This is a genomic window from Bradyrhizobium sp. INPA03-11B, from assembly GCF_040446015.1.
GTDB lineage: Bacteria > Pseudomonadota > Alphaproteobacteria > Rhizobiales > Xanthobacteraceae > Bradyrhizobium > Bradyrhizobium macuxiense_A.
In genome coordinates, this window is the sequence record NZ_JASGSR010000005.1 from 1 (window position 1) to 16392 (window position 16392).

Genomic DNA, 16392 nt, shown 5'->3' on the forward strand with positions numbered 1-16392 from the left:
CGACGGCGAAGCCGGATAGGTCTTCGCCTTCTCCTCCAGCGTATGCGGCGCGTGGTCCGAGCCGAGCACGTCGATGATGCCCTGCTCGATGCCGTACCAGATGCCGGCACGGTGATCGGCCGAGCGCACCGGCGGGTTCATCTGGGCGAGCGTGCCGAGCCGCTCGTAGCATTCCGGCGCGGCCATCGTCAGGTGATGCGGCGTCGCCTCGCAGGAGGCGACATCCTTGTGGTCGCGCAGATAGAGGATCTCTTCCTTGGTCGAGATGTGCAGCACGTGAATGCGCTTGCCGGTCTCGCGCGCGAGATTGACCAGGCGCTCGGTCGCCATCAGGGCTGCGGTCTCGTCGCGCCACACCGGATGCGAGCGCGGATCGCCCTCGATCCGCAGCGGCTTGCGCTCGTTGAGGCGGTATTCGTCCTCGGCGTGGAACGCGGCGCGGCGCCGGATCACCTTAAAGATCCGCCGCAGGCTCTCGTCGTCCTCGACCAAGAGCGCGCCGGTGGAGGAGCCGATGAACACCTTGACGCCGGCGCAGCCCGGCGCGCGCTCGAGCTCCGGCAGGTCCTGCACGTTCTCGCGGGTGCCGCCGATGAAGAACGCGAAATCGCAATGCATGCGATGGTGGCCGCGCTTGATCTTGTCGGTGAATGCTTCCTCGGTGACCGTCAGCGGATTGGTGTTCGGCATCTCGAACACAGCGGTGACGCCGCCCATCACGGCGCTGCGCGAGCCGGTCTCGAGATCTTCCTTCTGCGTCAAGCCGGGCTCGCGGAAATGCACCTGGGTGTCCATCACGCCGGGCAGGATGTGCAGGCCCTTGCAGTCGATCACCTCGCCGGCCGAGGCTTGGCCAAGCGAGCCGATCGCGGCGATGCGGCCATTCGTGACGCCGATATCGCGCACGCCCTCGCCGTCCTGATTGACCACGGTGCCGGATTTTAGAATGGTGTCAAAATGCTGATTCATCGGTCCTCGGCGCCCGCTTTCGGCTGTCGCGCGGGCCTTGTTCGGGGCACTCTAGCGCCTTAGCTTGGCAGGGGATATCCGCGAGGACCGCGTTTCCCAAGGAACTTGGAAAAAGAGCCAAATTTGCGAATGAAAGCAGCGTTTCTTCCAGATCGGGGCGTGGTCAAAGTCTCTGGCGAGGACGCCCGCAACTTCCTCAACGGCCTCATCACGACCGACGTCGAGCAGCTGGCCCCGGGGCAGGCCCGGTTCGGCGCGCTGCTGACACCGCAGGGCAAGATCATCGTCGACTTCCTGATCACCGAGATACCCACAGGCCATGGCGGCGGCTTCCTAATCGACGCACCGCGTGCGCTCGCCAAGGGGCTCGCCGACAAGCTCAGCTTCTACAAGCTGCGCGCCAAGGTCGTGGTGGAAAACCTCTCCGACAGCCTCGGTGTGCTGGCGGCCTGGGATGGCGAACCGGCGGCGATCCCCGATCTCGCTTTCGCCGATCCGCGCACCCCGGCGCTCGGCTGGCGCATCCTGATCCCGGAAGATTTGAAGCAGAAACTCGCTGATCTGATCGGCGCCGATCTCGTCGACTCCAGCGCCTATGAGGCGCATCGGATCGCGAGCGGCGTGCCGCGCGGCGGGCTCGACTTCATGTATGGCGACGCCTTCCCGCACGAGACCAACATGGACCGCCTCAACGGCGTCGATTTCGACAAGGGCTGCTATGTCGGCCAGGAGGTGGTGTCGCGCATGCAGCACCGCGGCACCGCGCGCACCCGCACGGTGAAGATCATTCTCGACGGCCCCTCGCCCGAAGCCGGCGCAACCATCCTCGCCGGCGACAAGCAGGTCGGCACCATCGGCTCGACCGCCGGCGAGAAAGGCCTCGCGCTGGTGCGCATCGACCGTGTCGCCGATGCGCTCGACGCGGGCCTCGCGCTGACCGCGGGCGGGCTGTCGCTTCATCTCGCCGAGCCGGACGCTGTCCGCATCACACCCAAGCAGACCGTCGCATGAGCCGTACCGCGCAACTGCATCCCGACGGCAAGACGCGCTGCCCGTGGCCGGGCGAGGACGCGTTTTACGTCGCCTATCACGACAATGAATGGGGTGTGCCGGAATATGACGACCGCGCGCTCTATGAAAAGCTGATCCTCGACGGCTTCCAGGCCGGCCTGTCCTGGATCACGATCCTGCGCAAGCGCGACAATTTCCGCAAAGCGTTCGACGATTTCCAGCCCGAGAAGATCGCGCGCTACACCGACAAGAAGGTGCATGCGCTGATGAACGACGCCGGCATCGTCCGCAACCGTGCCAAGATCGAGGGCGCGGTGGCGAGCGCGAAGGGCTATCTGGAGATCATGGAGAAAGGTCCCGGCTTCTCGAAATTCCTCTGGGACTTCGTCGACGGCAAGCCGAAGGTCAATCAGTTCAAGACCACCGCGAGCGTGCCGGCTTCGACGCCGGTCTCGATCAAGGTCTCCAAGGAGCTCGGCGCGCGCGGCTTCAAATTCGTCGGCCCCACCATCGTCTACGCCTTCATGCAGGCGACCGGCATGGTCAACGATCACCTCGTCACCTGCTTCTGCCACGAGTCTTGCAGCGGCAAGCTCCGCACGCCGCGGCTCAAGAAGAAATGACGGCGCGTAAATCGACGGAGACAACCCGCGCCTGGCAGCGGATGTTGTCGGGACGCCGGCTGGACCTGCTCGACCCGTCACCGCTCGATATCGAGATCGTCGACATCGCGCACGGACTGGCGCGGGTTGCGCGCTGGAACGGCCAGACCTCAGGCGCGCACATCTTCTCGGTGGCGCAGCACACGCTGCTGGTCGAGGCCGTGATGCGTCAGCAGACGCCGCGCGTCGACATCAGCCATCGTCTCGCCGCGCTGCTGCACGACGCACCGGAATACGTCATCGGCGACATGATCTCGCCGTTCAAGGCGGTACTCGCAGGCGAATACAAGATCGTCGAGAAGCGGCTGCTGTCGGCGATCCATATCCGCTTCGGCCTGCCTGCGGTGCTGGCGGACGACATCACCCAGCAGATCAAGGCCGCCGATCGCGGCGCCGCCTATCTCGAGGCCACGCATCTGGCGGGATTCTCGCAAGCCGAAGCCAAGCGGCTGTTCGGCCGCGATCCGGAATTGCCCGAGGCGACCGAGCGCGACTATCTGACGCCATGGACCGCAGCGCGGGCCGAGAAGCAGTTCCTCGAACGCTTCGGGGCATTGCACGCGTCGTAGGTACAGCACCGCGAAACCTGCCGCGGTTGCGCCGCAAAACGAACAACAGGCATGGCGCCCCGCGCCTTTGCCCACCGGGGAGCAGCCGTTATAATCGGGCTCACCCGATACCCAAGGACTATCATGCTTCACGTCTGCTCGCTTGCCGCGCTCTCCGACACGGTTCGTGCCACCGGCGCCAGCCATGTGCTGACCGTGATGGCCAATGTCGATCAGGTGCAGCGGCCGCCCTCGGTGCTTCCGGCCAACCACCTGAAAGTGTCGATGGACGACATCGTCGAACAGATGGACGGATTCGTTGCGCCCAACGAGACGCATATCGAGCGGGTGCTGAGCTTCGTGCGCGGCTGGGATCGCCGCGCCCCGATGGTGGTACATTGCTACGCCGGCATCAGCCGCTCGACCGCGAGCGCATTTGCCACCGTCTGCGCGCTCAATCCGCACCGCGACGAAATGTCCATCGCCCGGCTGATCCGCGCGGCCTCGCCGATCGCGGCACCCAACCGGCTGATCGTCAGCCTCGCCGACAAGGCGCTGGGGCGCGAGGGCCGGATGCTGCGCGCGCTCGATGCGATGGGCCCCGGCAGCATGAGCGTCGAAGGCCGGCCTTTCCACATCGATCTGGAATAGCACGGGCTGCGTGCCCGGATCGCTTGAACTTCCAGTCCCCTCGACTGCACTACTAGGTTGCGACGGACGGCCGGCCAGCCGATGGTCCGGCGCGTCCCGCCGGAGGCCCAATGTTCGATTCGCCGTTCGATTTCCTGACGCTCGTCATCGCCATTGTTGCGATCATTTTCTCGCGCAAGGCACTGGGCCAGATCGCGGTGCTGCAACGCCGGCTGGATGCGATCGAGACGGCCGGTGCGGCCGCCGCGCGCGCGGCCATGCCGCCTCCGCTGGCCCCGCAGCAGGAGTTCGAACAATCGCTTCCGGCGGCATCTCCCATCGCGCCGCCGCCGCTCCCTGAGGCGGCTGCCAGCGAGCCGACGACGCAGCCAGAGCCAGGTGCGGAGACTGCAAGCGGCGCCCCACCGCCGCTGCCAGAACCGCCCGCTCCGCCACAGCCGGCCCCCGGCTTCGAGGAGACCCTCGGCACCCGCTGGGTGGTGTGGATCGGCGGCCTGACGCTCGCGCTCGGCGGCTTCTTCATGGTGCGCTATTCGATCGAGGCCGGGCTGCTCGGCCCCGGCGTGCGCACGATGCTCGGCGGATTGTTTGCACTGGCGCTGCTCGGCGCCGGTGAATGGACGCGGCGCAAGGAGAGCATCTCGAATGTCGCGGCACTGCCGATCGCCAACATTCCGGCGATCCTCACCGCCGCTGGCACCGCGGTGGCGTTCGCCACCGTCTACGCCGCCTATGCGCTGTACGACTTCCTCGCGCCGGCAACCGCCTTCATCCTGCTCGGCATGGTCGCGCTCGGCACGCTCGCGGCCGCGCTGTTGCACGGGCCTGCGCTGGCCGGGCTCGGCATCGTCGGCGCCTTCGTCACGCCGATCCTGGTCTCATCAGACAAGCCCGACTTCTGGTCGCTCTACATCTATCTCGCGATCGTCACGGCGGCGGCGTTCGGCCTCGCGCGGATCCGGCTGTGGCGCTGGCTCGCGGTCACGACCATCGCCTTCGCGCTGCTGTGGACCTTCCCCTGCCTGCAATGCGGCCCGGAGATGATCGCGCCGCACGTCTTCCACGTCATCGCGGGCTTCGTGCTGGCGGCGCTGCTCGTGGTCTGCGGCTTCATGTTCGGCCCCGACGGCGATGGCGAGGAGATCGAACCGATCTCGTCGGGTTCGCTCGCCGCCTATCTGTTCGGCGCGATGCTGATCGTGCTCAACAGCGCCCATGCCGACACCGCGATGATTGGCTTCGCGTTGCTGACGGCCGCGAGCCTTGCCGTGGCCTGGCGAGCACCCGCCGCGACTGGCGCGATCGCCGCCGCATCGGCGTTCGTCTTCATCGTGTTCGGCGAATGGGCCGTGCGCCGTAACGTCGACATGCTGGTGCTGCCGGGCGGTGCGATCCCCGGGATCGGCTCGTCGGCGACCGACGGGTCGGTCTCGCTGCATCTCGTCACGGCTGCGCTGTTCGCCGCTGCTTTCGGCATCGCCGGCTTCCTCGCGCAATTCCGTTTTGCCACCACGAAGATCACGGTGAGCTGGGCCGCGGCAGCCGTGTTCACACCGGTCGCGCTGCTGGTCGCGCTCTATGCGCGGATCGCGCATCTCGATCGTTCGATCCCGTTCGCAATTCTGGCCGTGTTGCTCGCCGCAGCCTACGGCGCCGCGACCGAAGCACTGACCCGGCGCGGCGAGCGGCCGGAGCTGTCGCCCTCGATCGCGCTCGCGGCCACCGGCGCGCTCGCCTCGCTGGCGCTGGCGCTGACCTTCGCACTCGACAAGGGCTGGCTCACCATCGCACTGGCGCTGGTGTCGATGGGCACCGCGTGGCTGTCGGTGCAGCGGCCGATCCCGTTCCTGCGCTGGCTTGCCGCGATCTTCGCCGGCATCGTGGTGCTGCGCATCGGCTATGAGCCGCGGATCGCGGGCGATGTCGTCGGCACCACGCCGATCTTCAACTGGCTGCTGTGGGGCTATGGCGTTCCGGCGCTGTCATTCTGGGCGGGAAGCCATTTCCTGCGCCGCAACGGCGACGACGTGCCGCTGCGCATGGTCGAGTCGGCTGCGATCCTGTTCACGGTGCTGCTCGCCTTCATGGAGATCCGCCACGCGGTCAATGGCGGCGACGTCTACTACGCCAGCGCGGGGCTGACCGAGGTCGCCTTGCAGGTCGGCGTGGCGCTTGCGATGGCGATCGGGCTGGAGCGGCTGCGGCTGCGCAGCGGCAGCATCGTCCACAATGTCGGCGCGGTGCTGCTGACCGCCTTCGCCGGGCTTGCCAGCCTGTTCGGACTGCTGGGGCTGGAGAACCCGATGTTGTGGTGGCAGGACGTCGGCGGTAGCTTCATCAATCTGCTGCTGCTCGGCTATGCATTGCCGGCTGTGCTGGCGCTGTTGCTGTCCTATGCGGTGGCGGGGCATCGTCCCACTGCCTACGCCAACACGATCGCGGCCGGTGCGCTGGTGCTTGCGCTCGCTTATGTCACCTTCGAAATCCGCAGGTTGTATCATGGACCGGTGCTGACGCACGGCGAGACCACGGGCGCGGAGCAGTACACCTATTCGATCGCGTGGCTGATGTTTGGCGTCGCGTTGCTCGGCATCGGCATCGTGGTCAATTCGCAGCGGGCGCGGCTCGCCTCCGCTGCGGTGATCGGGCTGACGATCCTGAAGGCGTTCCTGGTCGACATGTCGACACTCACCGGTGTCTACCGGGCGCTGTCGTTCATGTGCCTTGGCATCGTGCTGGTCACGATCGGCTGGCTGTACCAGCGGATCCTGTTCCGCAGGCGGGCCGCTCCGCCTGTCCCGCAGACCGAGGCTTGAAGCTTGTTGTCCTGAGCGGCGAGAGCCTCAGTCGACGGATTCAGCGACCAGGCGAATCCGGAATACCGGTTTTCTGCCCTCGTCGAGCAGTTCCATGTGCCACTCGCTGTTCTGCTTCATGTTGCGCGAAATGCTGCCGAGGAAATTACCGCAGACCTTGGTCATCTCGGCCCAGGCCACGTCGCGGCTCTCGAACTCGGTCGCGTGATCGGATGCACCAGCGTAATCGCCATCGCTGATGCGGAAAAAATATTGCGCCATATGACTACTCAAATCGGTGTCCCCACCATCCCGCCTCTCGGCGATGAACGCTAGGTATTGAGTAGCTATCAACGCGTGGCGACCGCCATCCGTATGACTACGGCTCGGAGCGTATTCCCGTTAGCGCGCAGATGAGACGTTAGAACGCTTTCGAGCGAAGCCTGTCCCGCACTTGATGCGGGATGGATACCGGTTCGCGTGAAGAAAACGCGTCAAAACAAGAATCTAGAGCCTCGTTCCGATTCAATCGGAACGAATGGGCTCTAGTCGGTGGAGCGGCGCAATTCCGGTGCGCTCTCGACCTTTGCGGGCTCGGCCTTGACCGGCTCCAGCTTCGCGCTTCCGACCTGTGGCGTCTCAACGCGCGACACTTCGGTCGGCGTCGCATCGGCGGATCGGGTGCGCGGGTGCAGCGTGCGCGGACGCGCCGCTGCGCGCGCCATCAGCATCTGCTGGCCGCCCTGGTGATGGAAATCGCAATAGGCGAAGCCCATGCCGGAGACCGAGCCGCGGAACGAGCGGTCGTCCTGCTTGTCGAGATTGAAGCAAGGTTCGAACGGAATGCCCTTCAGCGACGCGCAAACGCTCTGACCGCGGATTTGCAGCGTATTGCCGGGCAGGCGCACGTGGCGGATCGGGCCGGAGCCGGAGAACTGGATCGAGCCTGCCGCGCCGAGATCGTCGAGGATACGGCCGGCGCCGCGGGTGCCATCGAAACAGGTGAACGCGAATACCTTGCCGGCGACGAATCTGCGGGCCTCATCGGCATTCATACTGCCTGCGAATGCCGGCACGACCATCGCTCCGGCCGTGACGGCCCCCAACACCAAACGCGCAAGCATGAGCTACTCCACTTACGAGCGCGGGCACCCGCTCCTTGTTGAGCATGATCCCCGCTACCGACGCTTCTCGGCGTCTGCGCGAGGACACCCGGCCCCCCGGGATCATGCCGCAAGCCTCTTTACCCGCTGCTTACCATACCAACAGTGGCAACATTGGAGCAGCTTCGTTGGTAAAGTCTGAACGTCCTCAGACTATTTTTACCACGATCCGCCCGCGGACCTGGCCACCGAGGATTTTCGCACCATAACCCATGACATCGTCCAAGGCGATTTCATGAGTGATATCAGCCAGTTTTGCCTTATCCAGATCGCGGGCAAGGCGCTGCCAGGCGGTCCTCCGGAGCTCGATCGGGCACATCACGGAATCGATGCCGAGAAGGCACACACCCCGCAAAATGAAGGGCGCGACCGACGACGGCAGGTCCATGCCGGCCGCCAGACCGCAGGCCGCGATGGCGCCGCCGTATTTGGTCATCGAAAGCAGGTTGGCGAGCGTGGTCGATCCGACGCTGTCGACGCCGCCGGCCCAGCGCTCCTTCGCGAGCGCCTTCGGGGCACCCGACAGCTCGGCACGATCGATCACCTCGGTGGCGCCGAGCCCCTTGAGGTAATCGGCCTCCGACATCCGGCCGGTCGAGGCGATGACGTGGTAGCCGAGCTTCGACAGCACGGCGATCGCGACCGAGCCGACGCCGCCGGCCGCGCCCGTCACCACGATCGGACCGCTCTTCGGGGTCAGACCATGCTTCTCCAGCGCCAGCACTGACAGCATCGCGGTATAGCCGGCGGTGCCGACCGCCATCGCGTCGCGGGCCGAGATGCCGTCAGGCAGCCGGACCAGCCAGTCGCCCTTGACGCGGGCCTTTTCGGCATAGGCGCCGAGATGGGTCTCGCCCATGCCCCAGCCGTTGCAGACGACCTTGTCGCCCGCCTTCCAGTCGGGATGGCTGGATTGCTCGACCGTGCCGGCGAAATCGATGCCGGCGATCATCGGAAAGCGGCGCACCACCGGAGCCTTGCCGGTCAGCGCCAGGCCGTCCTTGTAGTTCAGCGTCGACCATTCGACGCGGACGGTGACGTCGCCGTCCATCAATTCCGCGTCGTCGAATTGGGTCAGTGCGGCGGTGGTACCCTTGTCCGCCTTGTCGATCCTGATTGCCTTGAACGTTGCCACGATGAGCACTCCCCGTAATTCTGGTTTCGGGGAGTGTTTAGAGCATGATCCGGAAAAGTGGAAACCGGTTTTCCGGACAGATCATGCTCACTTGAAAGAGCATCAGGCGGGCTGCGCAACCGGGCGGGCGACCGGCGCCTCGACGATCGGCAGGTTGATCAGTGCCGACAGCACCCCGAACAGCACCGAGAGCCACCAGATCGGGGTGTAGGAACCGAACTGCTCGAACACGACGCCGCCGAGCCAGACCCCGAGGAAGCCGCCGACCTGATGGCTGACGAAGGCGAAGCCGTAGAGGGTGGAGAACCAGCGGGTGCCGAACATCAGTGCGACCAGCGCCGAGGTCGGGGGCACGCTCGACAGCCACAGCAGCCCTGAAACCGCGCCGAATGCGATCGCCGAGAACGGCGTGACCGGGAACGAGATGAAGGCGACCGTCGCCAGTGCGCGCGACAGGTAGATCATCGAGAGCAAATAGCGCTTCGGAAAGAAGTTCTGCAGCCAGCCGACGCTGAGCGAGCCGACAATATTGAACAGGCCGATCGCCGCGACCACCCAACCGCCTGTTGTCGCCGCAATGCCGCGATCCGCCAGATAGGCGGGCAGATGGATGGTGATGAAGGCGAGTTGAAAGCCGCAGGTGAAGAAGCCGAGCACCAGCAGGACGTAGGAGCGATGGCCGAAGGCCTCCGCCAGCGCAGTTTTGAACGATTGCTGATCGGCGGGCGCCACATCCTTGGTCTCTGCGGGCGGCGTCGCCAGCGCGAGCGAGAGCGGCAGGATCAACAGCATCAGCGCGCTGAACACGACCAGCGCAGTCTGCCAGCCGAAATTGTCGATCATGGCGACGCCGAACGGCGCAAACAGGAACTGGCCGAACGAGCCGGCGGCGGTGCCGGCGCCGAGCGCGATGCCGCGCCGCTCGGGCGGCAACAGCTTGCTGAAGGCCGCCAAGACGAGATTGAACGACGACCCCGACAGACCGAACCCGATCAGCACGCCGGCGCTGATGTCGAGCGACACTGACGTGGTCGAGTAACGCATCAGCAGCAGGCCGGCGGCGTACAGCAACGCGCCGACGATCATGACGCGCAGCAGCCCGAAGCGGTCGGCAATGGCGCCTGCGATCGGCTGGCCGAGACCCCACAGCAGGTTCTGCAGCGCGATGGCGAGGCCGAACACGTCGCGGCCCCAGGCGAATTCGCGGCCCATCGGCTGCACGAAGAAACCGAGGCTGGAGCGCGGGCCGAAACTCAGCAACGCGATCGCGCAGCCGCAGACGATGATGACGAGCGGCGTGCGCCACGTGCCGGACGCCGGCCGAAGATCTCCTGTCGTAACAGCCATCCTGTCTTCCCCCGCAACTGTTGCGGGGGAACCGCCCCGCCCAACGTTACCGGGAGTTAATGCAGTTGCATGAAAACCCCAAGAGGGGGCGGGAGAAAAATATTCGCCTGCAGAGCTGCCCTGCAGAATCCGAGAGGATGATGAGCGTCATTCCGGGGCATGGCTAACCCGGAACAGGGAAGCGACCGGCCTACCGCTTGGTGCTGGCCTGTTCGGCCGAGCTCTGGGCGGCCTCGGCGAGCTGCGCCGAGATCTTGGCGGTCTCGGCCGCGCTGCCCCAGCTCGGCGCATCGCTACCGTCGCCCCAGGCGCGCGGGCGATAGAAGGTGTGGACGCCGAACTTGTACATCTTCTTCATTTCGCTGACCCAGGACGGCCGCACCCAATAGGCGTGGTAGTGGGTCGAGCGATCGACTTCCGGCAGCCACAATTTGCCGTCGAGCATCGCCTTCGCGATCTTCTTGGCGCGGTCCCACATGTCGGGCTCGCGGACGACGTCGGGGATGTTGTCGCAGGCGAAGGTGAACTGGCAGGCGTAATGGCGGTTCTTGTTCTGGTAGACCACGCCGCACACCGTCTCAGGATACTTGCCGGAGAAGGCGCGGTTCAGCACCACCTGGGCGACTGCGATCTGGCCGCGCACCGCTTCGCCGCGCGCTTCGAAATAGACCGCCTCGGCGAGGCACTTCTCCGACTTGGCGCGCGACTTCTCGTCGAACAGGCCGAGCCGCTCCGCCGGCGTCTTGCCGTGCTGGTCGTCGGCATTGACTTCGCCCTTCGGCGCGATGCTCTCGCCCATCTCGCCGGCCTTGACCGGGCCGTCGGCATCGACCGGCAGTGACGCCATCACCTTCATGTCGGGATCGGGCTGCGCTGCGGGCGCCACGACGACCGGCGCCTCGCCGGGCTGCCAGCGCTCGAGATTTTCGGGCGTGCCGAGCGACGAGCCGAAGAACAGGCTGGCGGTCTTGAATGCGAACGGGTCGCGCTCGTGCGTTGCATCGACAGGCGGCGCAGCAGCGGATTTCGCGGGCGCAGGCTTCATATCGTCGAGCGGGTTGGCCTCGAGCGACATCGACACGTCGTATTGCTGCGGCGACGGCTTGGCATATTGCGGCAGCGGCGGCGCACGCAGCGCCTCCTGCAATTCGGGATCGAGCGGCGCGTTGTCCGCAGGTGGGCTGCCACTCGTTGCGGTCGCGGTCTTCATGCCCTTGACCGACGAATTCGACGTCGCGGGATCCTCGTTCGCCGGCGCCGGGTTTGCGGGCTCTGCGGGATCAACCTGGTCGGGCCGCCTGACGGCGAGTCGATCGCCCTTCAAAGTGCGATCGACTTTGGGAAAATCCGATGCCTGGTAGCGCGGCGGTGGCGTGGTGATCGGATTGCGCGTCACGGCGCCGGTGATGTCAGCGCTTGAGCTGTCCAGCCGCGCGAGCAGGATTTGCGGATCCTGCGGCGCGGAGGTTCCGATCGGACGGCCGAAGCTGTAGGTCGCAACCTGGATGGAGCCGACCGCGGAGGCGAAGACGCGCTTCTGCCAGCGCTCGGCGACGCCGGGCTGCCGGGCCAGGAGCGAGGCAATATCCTGATATCCGAGCTCGGTCGGCATCAGTGCGAAGATGCCAAGACCAAGACCGAAGAGCGCGAGCCGTGCGCCCTTCGGCTGGTTACGCGACACAAACATCGTACGCTCACGCAACGCTTACTGAGTGCAATCGAACGCGGTACATCCGCGCAATTCGACCTTTCCCGTTGCTAACTTGTTTAGGTTGCCGCGGAGTTAATCGGCGTTGCCCGCGCGCTACACTCAAGCGATCGCGCACATGTCGCGCGCTGCATCGCGCGCGTTGGTAAATGCGCAGCGCATGAAAGTCGTAAACGACAGGTCAACGAAGATGGTGAACGAGACGTTACCCGTCCCTCACCCGTCATTGCTAGGAGCGAAGCGACGACTTGTCCGCCGAGCCTTGGCGAAGGCGGAAGCAATCCATTGCTCCGCATAGCCGCTGTCATCACCCGCGAAAGCGGGTGATCCAGTATTCCAGAGGCAGCAGTGCATGAGCCGAGAGGTCGCGGCGTACTGGATCGCCCGGTCAAGCCGGGCGATGACGGCGGAGAGGCGCGTAGGATGGGTGGAGCGCAGCGATACCCATCATCTCTTCAAGCCGACGCAAATGATGGGTATCGCTTCGCTCCACCCATCCTACGAACTGCGCACGCATCAAACAAAATGGCCGGGACTTGGTCCCGGCCATTGCGCTTTCTGAACTGCGTTGCTTACGCCTGGCTGGCGATCTCCTTGCCGAGCGCGGCCTGTGCGGCGGCGAGACGCGCGATCGGCACGCGATAGGGCGAGCATGAGACGTAGTCGAGCCCGACCTCGTGGCAGAACGCGACCGAGGCGGGATCGCCGCCATGCTCGCCGCAGATGCCGACCTTGAGGTTCGGCCGGGTCTTGCGGCCGCGGGTGACGCCGATCTTGACCAGCTCGCCGACGCCGTCGCGATCGACCGAGATGAACGGGTCGATCTCGAGGATGCCCTTGGCGACATAGGTGCCGAGGAAGCTCGCGGCGTCGTCGCGGCTGATGCCGTAGGTGGTCTGCGTCAGGTCGTTGGTGCCGAAGGAGAAGAACTCCGCGGTCTCCGCCACCTCGCCGGCCATCAGGCAGGCGCGCGGCAGCTCGATCATGGTGCCGACCTGGTAGGTCAGCTTGACGCCGGTTTCCTTCATCACCGCGCCCGCGGTCGCATCGATCCGCGCCTTGACCAGATCGAACTCGGCCTTGGTCGCGATCAGCGGCACCATCACCTCGAGACCGACCGGCTTGCCGGTGCGCTTGCCGGCTTCGACGGCGGCCTCGAAGATCGCGCGTGCCTGCATCTCGGCGATCTCGGGATAGGCGATCGCGAGACGGCAGCCGCGGAAGCCGAGCATGGGATTGAACTCGGACAGTTCGCGGGCGCGGTCGGCGAGCTTGCGCGGATCGGTGTTCATGGCGCGCGCCACTTCCTCGATCTCGGCCTGGGTGTGCGGCAGGAACTCGTGCAGCGGCGGATCGAGCAGGCGGATCGTGACGGGCAGGCCCTTCATGATCTCGAACAGCTCGACGAAGTCGGCGCGCTGCATCGGCAGCAGCTTCGACAGCGCGGCGCGGCGCGACTGCTCGTCCTCGGAGAGGATCATCTCGCGCACGGTGCGGATGCGGGTCTCCTCGAAGAACATGTGCTCGGTGCGGCAGAGGCCGATGCCTTCGGCACCGAACTTCACCGCAGTGCGCGCATCATCCGGCGTGTCGCCGTTGACGCGGACACCGAGCTTGCGGACCTCGTCGGCCCAGCCCATCAGCGTGCCGAACTCGCCGGACAATTCCGGCTCGATCATCGGCATGCGGCCGGCCAGCACCTGCCCGACCGAGCCGTCGATGGTGATGACGTCGCCGGTCTTGAAGGTGCGCTGACCCACGCTCATGGTGCCGCGGCCGTAATCGACACGAATGGTGCCGCAGCCGGAGACGCAGGGCTTGCCCATGCCGCGCGCGACCACCGCCGCATGCGAGGTCATGCCGCCGCGGGTGGTGAGAATGCCTTCCGCGGCGTGCATGCCGTGGATGTCTTCCGGGCTGGTCTCGATGCGGACCAGGATCACCTTACGCCCGTCGGCCTGCAGCTTGGCCGCTTCGTCCGACGAGAACACGATCTCGCCCGAGGCAGCACCGGGCGATGCCGGCAGGCCGGTCGCGATCACGTCGCGCTTGGCGGCCGGATCGATGGTCGGATGCAGCAGCTGGTCCAGCGACGCCGGATCGATCCGGGTCACCGCGTCCTTGCGCGAGATCAGGCCTTCATTGGCGAGCTCGACCGCGATCCGCAGCGCCGCCTTCGCGGTGCGCTTGCCGCCGCGGGTCTGCAGCATCCACAGCTTGCCCTGCTCGACCGTGAACTCCATGTCCTGCATGTCGCGGTAGTGCTTCTCGAGCAGCGTGTAGATCCGCGTCAGCTCCTTGAACGCGACCGGCATCGCGGCTTCCATCGACAGCTTGTCGGAGCCGGATTCCTGGCGCGCCTCTTCGGTGATGTCCTGCGGCGTGCGGATGCCGGCGACGACGTCCTCGCCCTGTGCATTGATCAGGAACTCGCCGTACAGCTTGCTCTCGCCGGTCGAGGGGTTGCGGGTGAACGCAACGCCGGTCGCCGACGTCTCGCCCATGTTGCCGAACACCATCGCCTGCACGTTGACAGCGGTGCCCCACGACTCCGGAATGTCATGCAGCTTGCGGTAGGTCACCGCGCGCGCGTTCATCCAGGATGAGAACACCGCGCCGATCGCGCCCCAGAGCTGGTCATGCGGATCCTGCGGGAAGTCGTGACCGGTCTCCTTGGCGACCGCCTCCTTGTACTTGCCGACCAGCTCGACCCAGTCGTCGCCGGTGAGGTCGGTGTCGAGCGAATAGCCCTGGCCGTCCTTGAAGGTGTCGAGGATGTCCTCGAAGTGATGATGCTCGAAGCCGAGCACCACGTCCGAATACATCGTGATGAAGCGGCGATAGCTGTCATAGGCGAAGCGGCGGTCGCCGGAGAGTTCGGCAAGCGCTTCGACCGTGCGGTCGTTGAGGCCGAGATTGAGCACGGTGTCCATCATGCCCGGCATCGAGGCGCGCGCGCCCGAACGCACCGAGACCAGCAGCGGGTTCTTGGCGTCGCCGAACGTCTTGCCGGTCAGCTTGCCGACATAGTCGAGCGCCTTCTCAACCTGTGCTTTCAATTCCTTCGGATACGTCTTGTCGTGGTCGTAGAAATAGGTGCAGACCGAGGTCGGAATGGTGAAGCCGGGAGGCACCGGCAGGCCGAGATTGGCCATTTCCGCGAGGTTGGCGCCCTTGCCGCCGAGCAGATCGCGCAGGGTCGCCTGGCCCTCGGCCTTGCCGTCGCCGAACGTATAGACCCACTTGCCGGCCTTGATCGCCGGCGGAGCCGCCTTCTTCGCAACGGCCTTCGCCGGCGCCTTGCTGACGGGCTTTGCGGCCGGTTTCACAGCCGGCTTGGGGGCGGCTTTCGGCGCCGCTTTCGGGGCGCTTTTCTTCAATGCCTTGCGCGCCGGAGCAGCCTTGCGGGCCGCGGCGGAGGGCTTTGATTTCGCTGCAGTTTTCTCGGCAGTTTTCACAGCAGATTTCTTGGACTTCGCGACGGCTTTGGCCATGTCAGACAACAATCCGGAAGGAGGGGTCGAAGATGCGCGCCTTACACCATTTTGAGGGGTTCCGCGCAAGCCGCGAAACCCCGCTTTCCCGCTACAGGTGCAGCCAGCGCAGCAGGCCCATTCCGACGAGGCCAACGAAGATCAGGTAGATCGCGACGATGTAGTTGAGGAGCCGCGGCATGATCAGGATCAGGACGCCTGCAGCCAGCGCCACGATGGCAGGCAGATGCCCAGCGGTGATGGTCATTGAAGTTTTCTCCGGCAGTTTTTGGAGGTGCGAATCGAGCGGCAGTTTATCCGCTGAGGAGGTTCCCACATCAAGACGCATGGCACCGCAACAGGTTCCCGCGACTCATGAAAATTGCTCCAAATTGCCACGGATATGACAGCGGTTTTTCCGGAACATCACCGCAGCCGATGCATTGGCTCGACGTGCGCTTCGGCGAAGGCCGGCGCGCGCCATAAAGAATGGAGCGAGCCATGCGAAACAGAATACTTGCCGTTGCAGCCGTTGCTGCTGCGATCACGGTGCCGGCTGTTGCCGCACAGGCCCAGACCGTTGGCGTTGTCCGCGGTGGCCCGCCGGTTGCAGTCGAGGAGGATGGCGGGATTGCAGTCGATCAGCGACCCGCCTTTCGCGAATACATCGTGCGCGAGCGCGTACCGAATTACACCATTCCGGATCGCGTCGTGGTCGGCACCGTGCTGCCGGACGCCGGCGTGACCTATTACGACGTGCCGCAACGTTTCGGCGCGACGCCGTATCGCTACACCGTCGTGAATGGTGAGACCGTTCTGGTCGAGCCGCGTTCGCGACGGATCGTTCAGGTGGTCGACTAGAGCAAACGTCAGCGCGATGGCCTGAACGAACAGTCCGGGCGCCGCGCAAGCGGATCTGCGCGAAGATCG

Annotated in this window: 14 protein-coding genes; 6 read left to right on the forward strand and 8 right to left on the reverse strand. The window is 65.5% G+C overall.

Features of this window, described 5'->3' with window-relative positions; translation table 11 throughout:
- Positions 1-969: dihydroorotase (locus QMZ05_RS03015; protein ID WP_353699423.1), on the reverse strand; the 969-nt coding region annotated here is incomplete at its 3' end.
- 129 nt (positions 970-1098) lie between these two features.
- On the opposite strand from QMZ05_RS03015, the gene QMZ05_RS03020 reads away from it, so the two are divergent.
- The 5 genes from QMZ05_RS03020 to QMZ05_RS03040 all read left to right on the forward strand — a co-directional run bounded on the left by QMZ05_RS03020 (position 1099) and on the right by QMZ05_RS03040 (position 6657).
- The gene (locus QMZ05_RS03020) at positions 1099-1980 is read left to right on the forward strand and encodes a folate-binding protein YgfZ (RefSeq protein ID WP_353699424.1); all 882 of its coding nucleotides are present in this window, start codon (positions 1099-1101) and stop codon (positions 1978-1980) included.
- Positions 1977-2603, forward strand: a complete 627-nt coding sequence (locus QMZ05_RS03025; protein WP_353699425.1) for a DNA-3-methyladenine glycosylase I — start codon at positions 1977-1979, stop codon at positions 2601-2603. The genes QMZ05_RS03020 and QMZ05_RS03025 overlap by 4 nt, the downstream gene beginning before the upstream one ends.
- Positions 2600-3211, forward strand: coding sequence for an HD family hydrolase (locus QMZ05_RS03030; RefSeq protein WP_353699426.1), 612 nt, complete (start codon positions 2600-2602; stop codon positions 3209-3211). Before QMZ05_RS03025 ends, QMZ05_RS03030 begins: the two co-directional genes overlap by 4 nt.
- Before the next feature lie 123 nt (positions 3212-3334).
- A complete protein-coding gene (locus QMZ05_RS03035) occupies positions 3335-3841 on the forward strand; it encodes a protein-tyrosine phosphatase family protein (protein ID WP_074132142.1) in 507 nt (168 codons plus the stop codon).
- A gap of 110 nt (positions 3842-3951) precedes the next feature.
- Positions 3952-6657, forward strand: a complete 2706-nt coding sequence (locus QMZ05_RS03040) for a DUF2339 domain-containing protein (protein ID WP_353699427.1) — start codon at positions 3952-3954, stop codon at positions 6655-6657.
- A gap of 27 nt (positions 6658-6684) precedes the next feature.
- On the opposite strand, the gene QMZ05_RS03045 is transcribed toward QMZ05_RS03040, so the two are convergent.
- The 7 genes from QMZ05_RS03045 to QMZ05_RS03075 all read right to left on the reverse strand — a co-directional run bounded on the left by QMZ05_RS03045 (position 6685) and on the right by QMZ05_RS03075 (position 15730).
- A complete protein-coding gene (locus QMZ05_RS03045; protein WP_024579958.1) occupies positions 6685-6918 on the reverse strand; it encodes a hypothetical protein in 234 nt (77 codons plus the stop codon).
- A 263-nt stretch (positions 6919-7181) separates the two neighbouring features.
- On the reverse strand, positions 7182-7760 hold the full coding sequence (locus tag QMZ05_RS03050) for a hypothetical protein (protein ID WP_021080004.1): 579 nt from the start codon (positions 7758-7760) through the stop codon (positions 7182-7184).
- A 187-nt stretch (positions 7761-7947) separates the two neighbouring features.
- Positions 7948-8934 carry an MDR family oxidoreductase gene (locus QMZ05_RS03055; RefSeq protein WP_074129775.1) on the reverse strand — a complete coding sequence of 329 codons (987 nt, stop codon included), beginning with the start codon at positions 8932-8934 and terminating at the stop codon, positions 7948-7950.
- Positions 8935-9036: 102 nt separating this feature from the next.
- Complete coding sequence (locus QMZ05_RS03060) at positions 9037-10281, reverse strand: MFS transporter (RefSeq protein ID WP_353699428.1); 1245 nt, start codon at positions 10279-10281, stop codon at positions 9037-9039.
- Positions 10282-10471: 190 nt separating this feature from the next.
- Positions 10472-11968, reverse strand: coding sequence for a cell wall hydrolase (locus tag QMZ05_RS03065; protein WP_353699429.1), 1497 nt, complete (start codon positions 11966-11968; stop codon positions 10472-10474).
- Between the two features lie 593 nt (positions 11969-12561).
- Positions 12562-15483 carry a pyruvate, phosphate dikinase gene (ppdK, locus tag QMZ05_RS03070; RefSeq protein ID WP_353699430.1) on the reverse strand — a complete coding sequence of 974 codons (2922 nt, stop codon included), beginning with the start codon at positions 15481-15483 and terminating at the stop codon, positions 12562-12564.
- Positions 15484-15574: 91 nt separating this feature from the next.
- Entirely contained in the window at positions 15575-15730 is a 156-nt protein-coding gene (locus QMZ05_RS03075; protein WP_021080009.1) for a DUF3096 domain-containing protein, read from the reverse strand.
- Positions 15731-15963: 233 nt separating this feature from the next.
- Here QMZ05_RS03075 and QMZ05_RS03080 point away from each other — a divergent pair, with 233 nt between their 5' ends.
- A complete protein-coding gene (locus QMZ05_RS03080; RefSeq protein WP_146990778.1) occupies positions 15964-16323 on the forward strand; it encodes a DUF1236 domain-containing protein in 360 nt (119 codons plus the stop codon).
- Positions 16324-16392 lie beyond the last annotated feature (69 nt).

Coding starts and splice junctions, on each gene's coding strand:
- ppdK (WP_353699430.1), bottom strand. CDS start 15,483: ATGGCCAAAGCCGTCGCGAAGTCCAAGAAATCTGCTGTGAAAACTGCC.
- QMZ05_RS03060 (WP_353699428.1), bottom strand. CDS start 10,281: ATGGCTGTTACGACAGGAGATCTTCGGCCGGCGTCCGGCACGTGGCGC.
- QMZ05_RS03035 (WP_074132142.1), top strand. CDS start 3,335: ATGCTTCACGTCTGCTCGCTTGCCGCGCTCTCCGACACGGTTCGTGCC.
- QMZ05_RS03045 (WP_024579958.1), bottom strand. CDS start 6,918: ATGGCGCAATATTTTTTCCGCATCAGCGATGGCGATTACGCTGGTGCA.
- QMZ05_RS03020 (WP_353699424.1), top strand. CDS start 1,099: ATGAAAGCAGCGTTTCTTCCAGATCGGGGCGTGGTCAAAGTCTCTGGC.
- QMZ05_RS03025 (WP_353699425.1), top strand. CDS start 1,977: ATGAGCCGTACCGCGCAACTGCATCCCGACGGCAAGACGCGCTGCCCG.
- QMZ05_RS03050 (WP_021080004.1), bottom strand. CDS start 7,760: ATGCTTGCGCGTTTGGTGTTGGGGGCCGTCACGGCCGGAGCGATGGTC.
- QMZ05_RS03075 (WP_021080009.1), bottom strand. CDS start 15,730: ATGACCATCACCGCTGGGCATCTGCCTGCCATCGTGGCGCTGGCTGCA.
- QMZ05_RS03040 (WP_353699427.1), top strand. CDS start 3,952: ATGTTCGATTCGCCGTTCGATTTCCTGACGCTCGTCATCGCCATTGTT.
- QMZ05_RS03030 (WP_353699426.1), top strand. CDS start 2,600: ATGACGGCGCGTAAATCGACGGAGACAACCCGCGCCTGGCAGCGGATG.
- QMZ05_RS03080 (WP_146990778.1), top strand. CDS start 15,964: ATGCGAAACAGAATACTTGCCGTTGCAGCCGTTGCTGCTGCGATCACG.
- QMZ05_RS03065 (WP_353699429.1), bottom strand. CDS start 11,968: ATGTTTGTGTCGCGTAACCAGCCGAAGGGCGCACGGCTCGCGCTCTTC.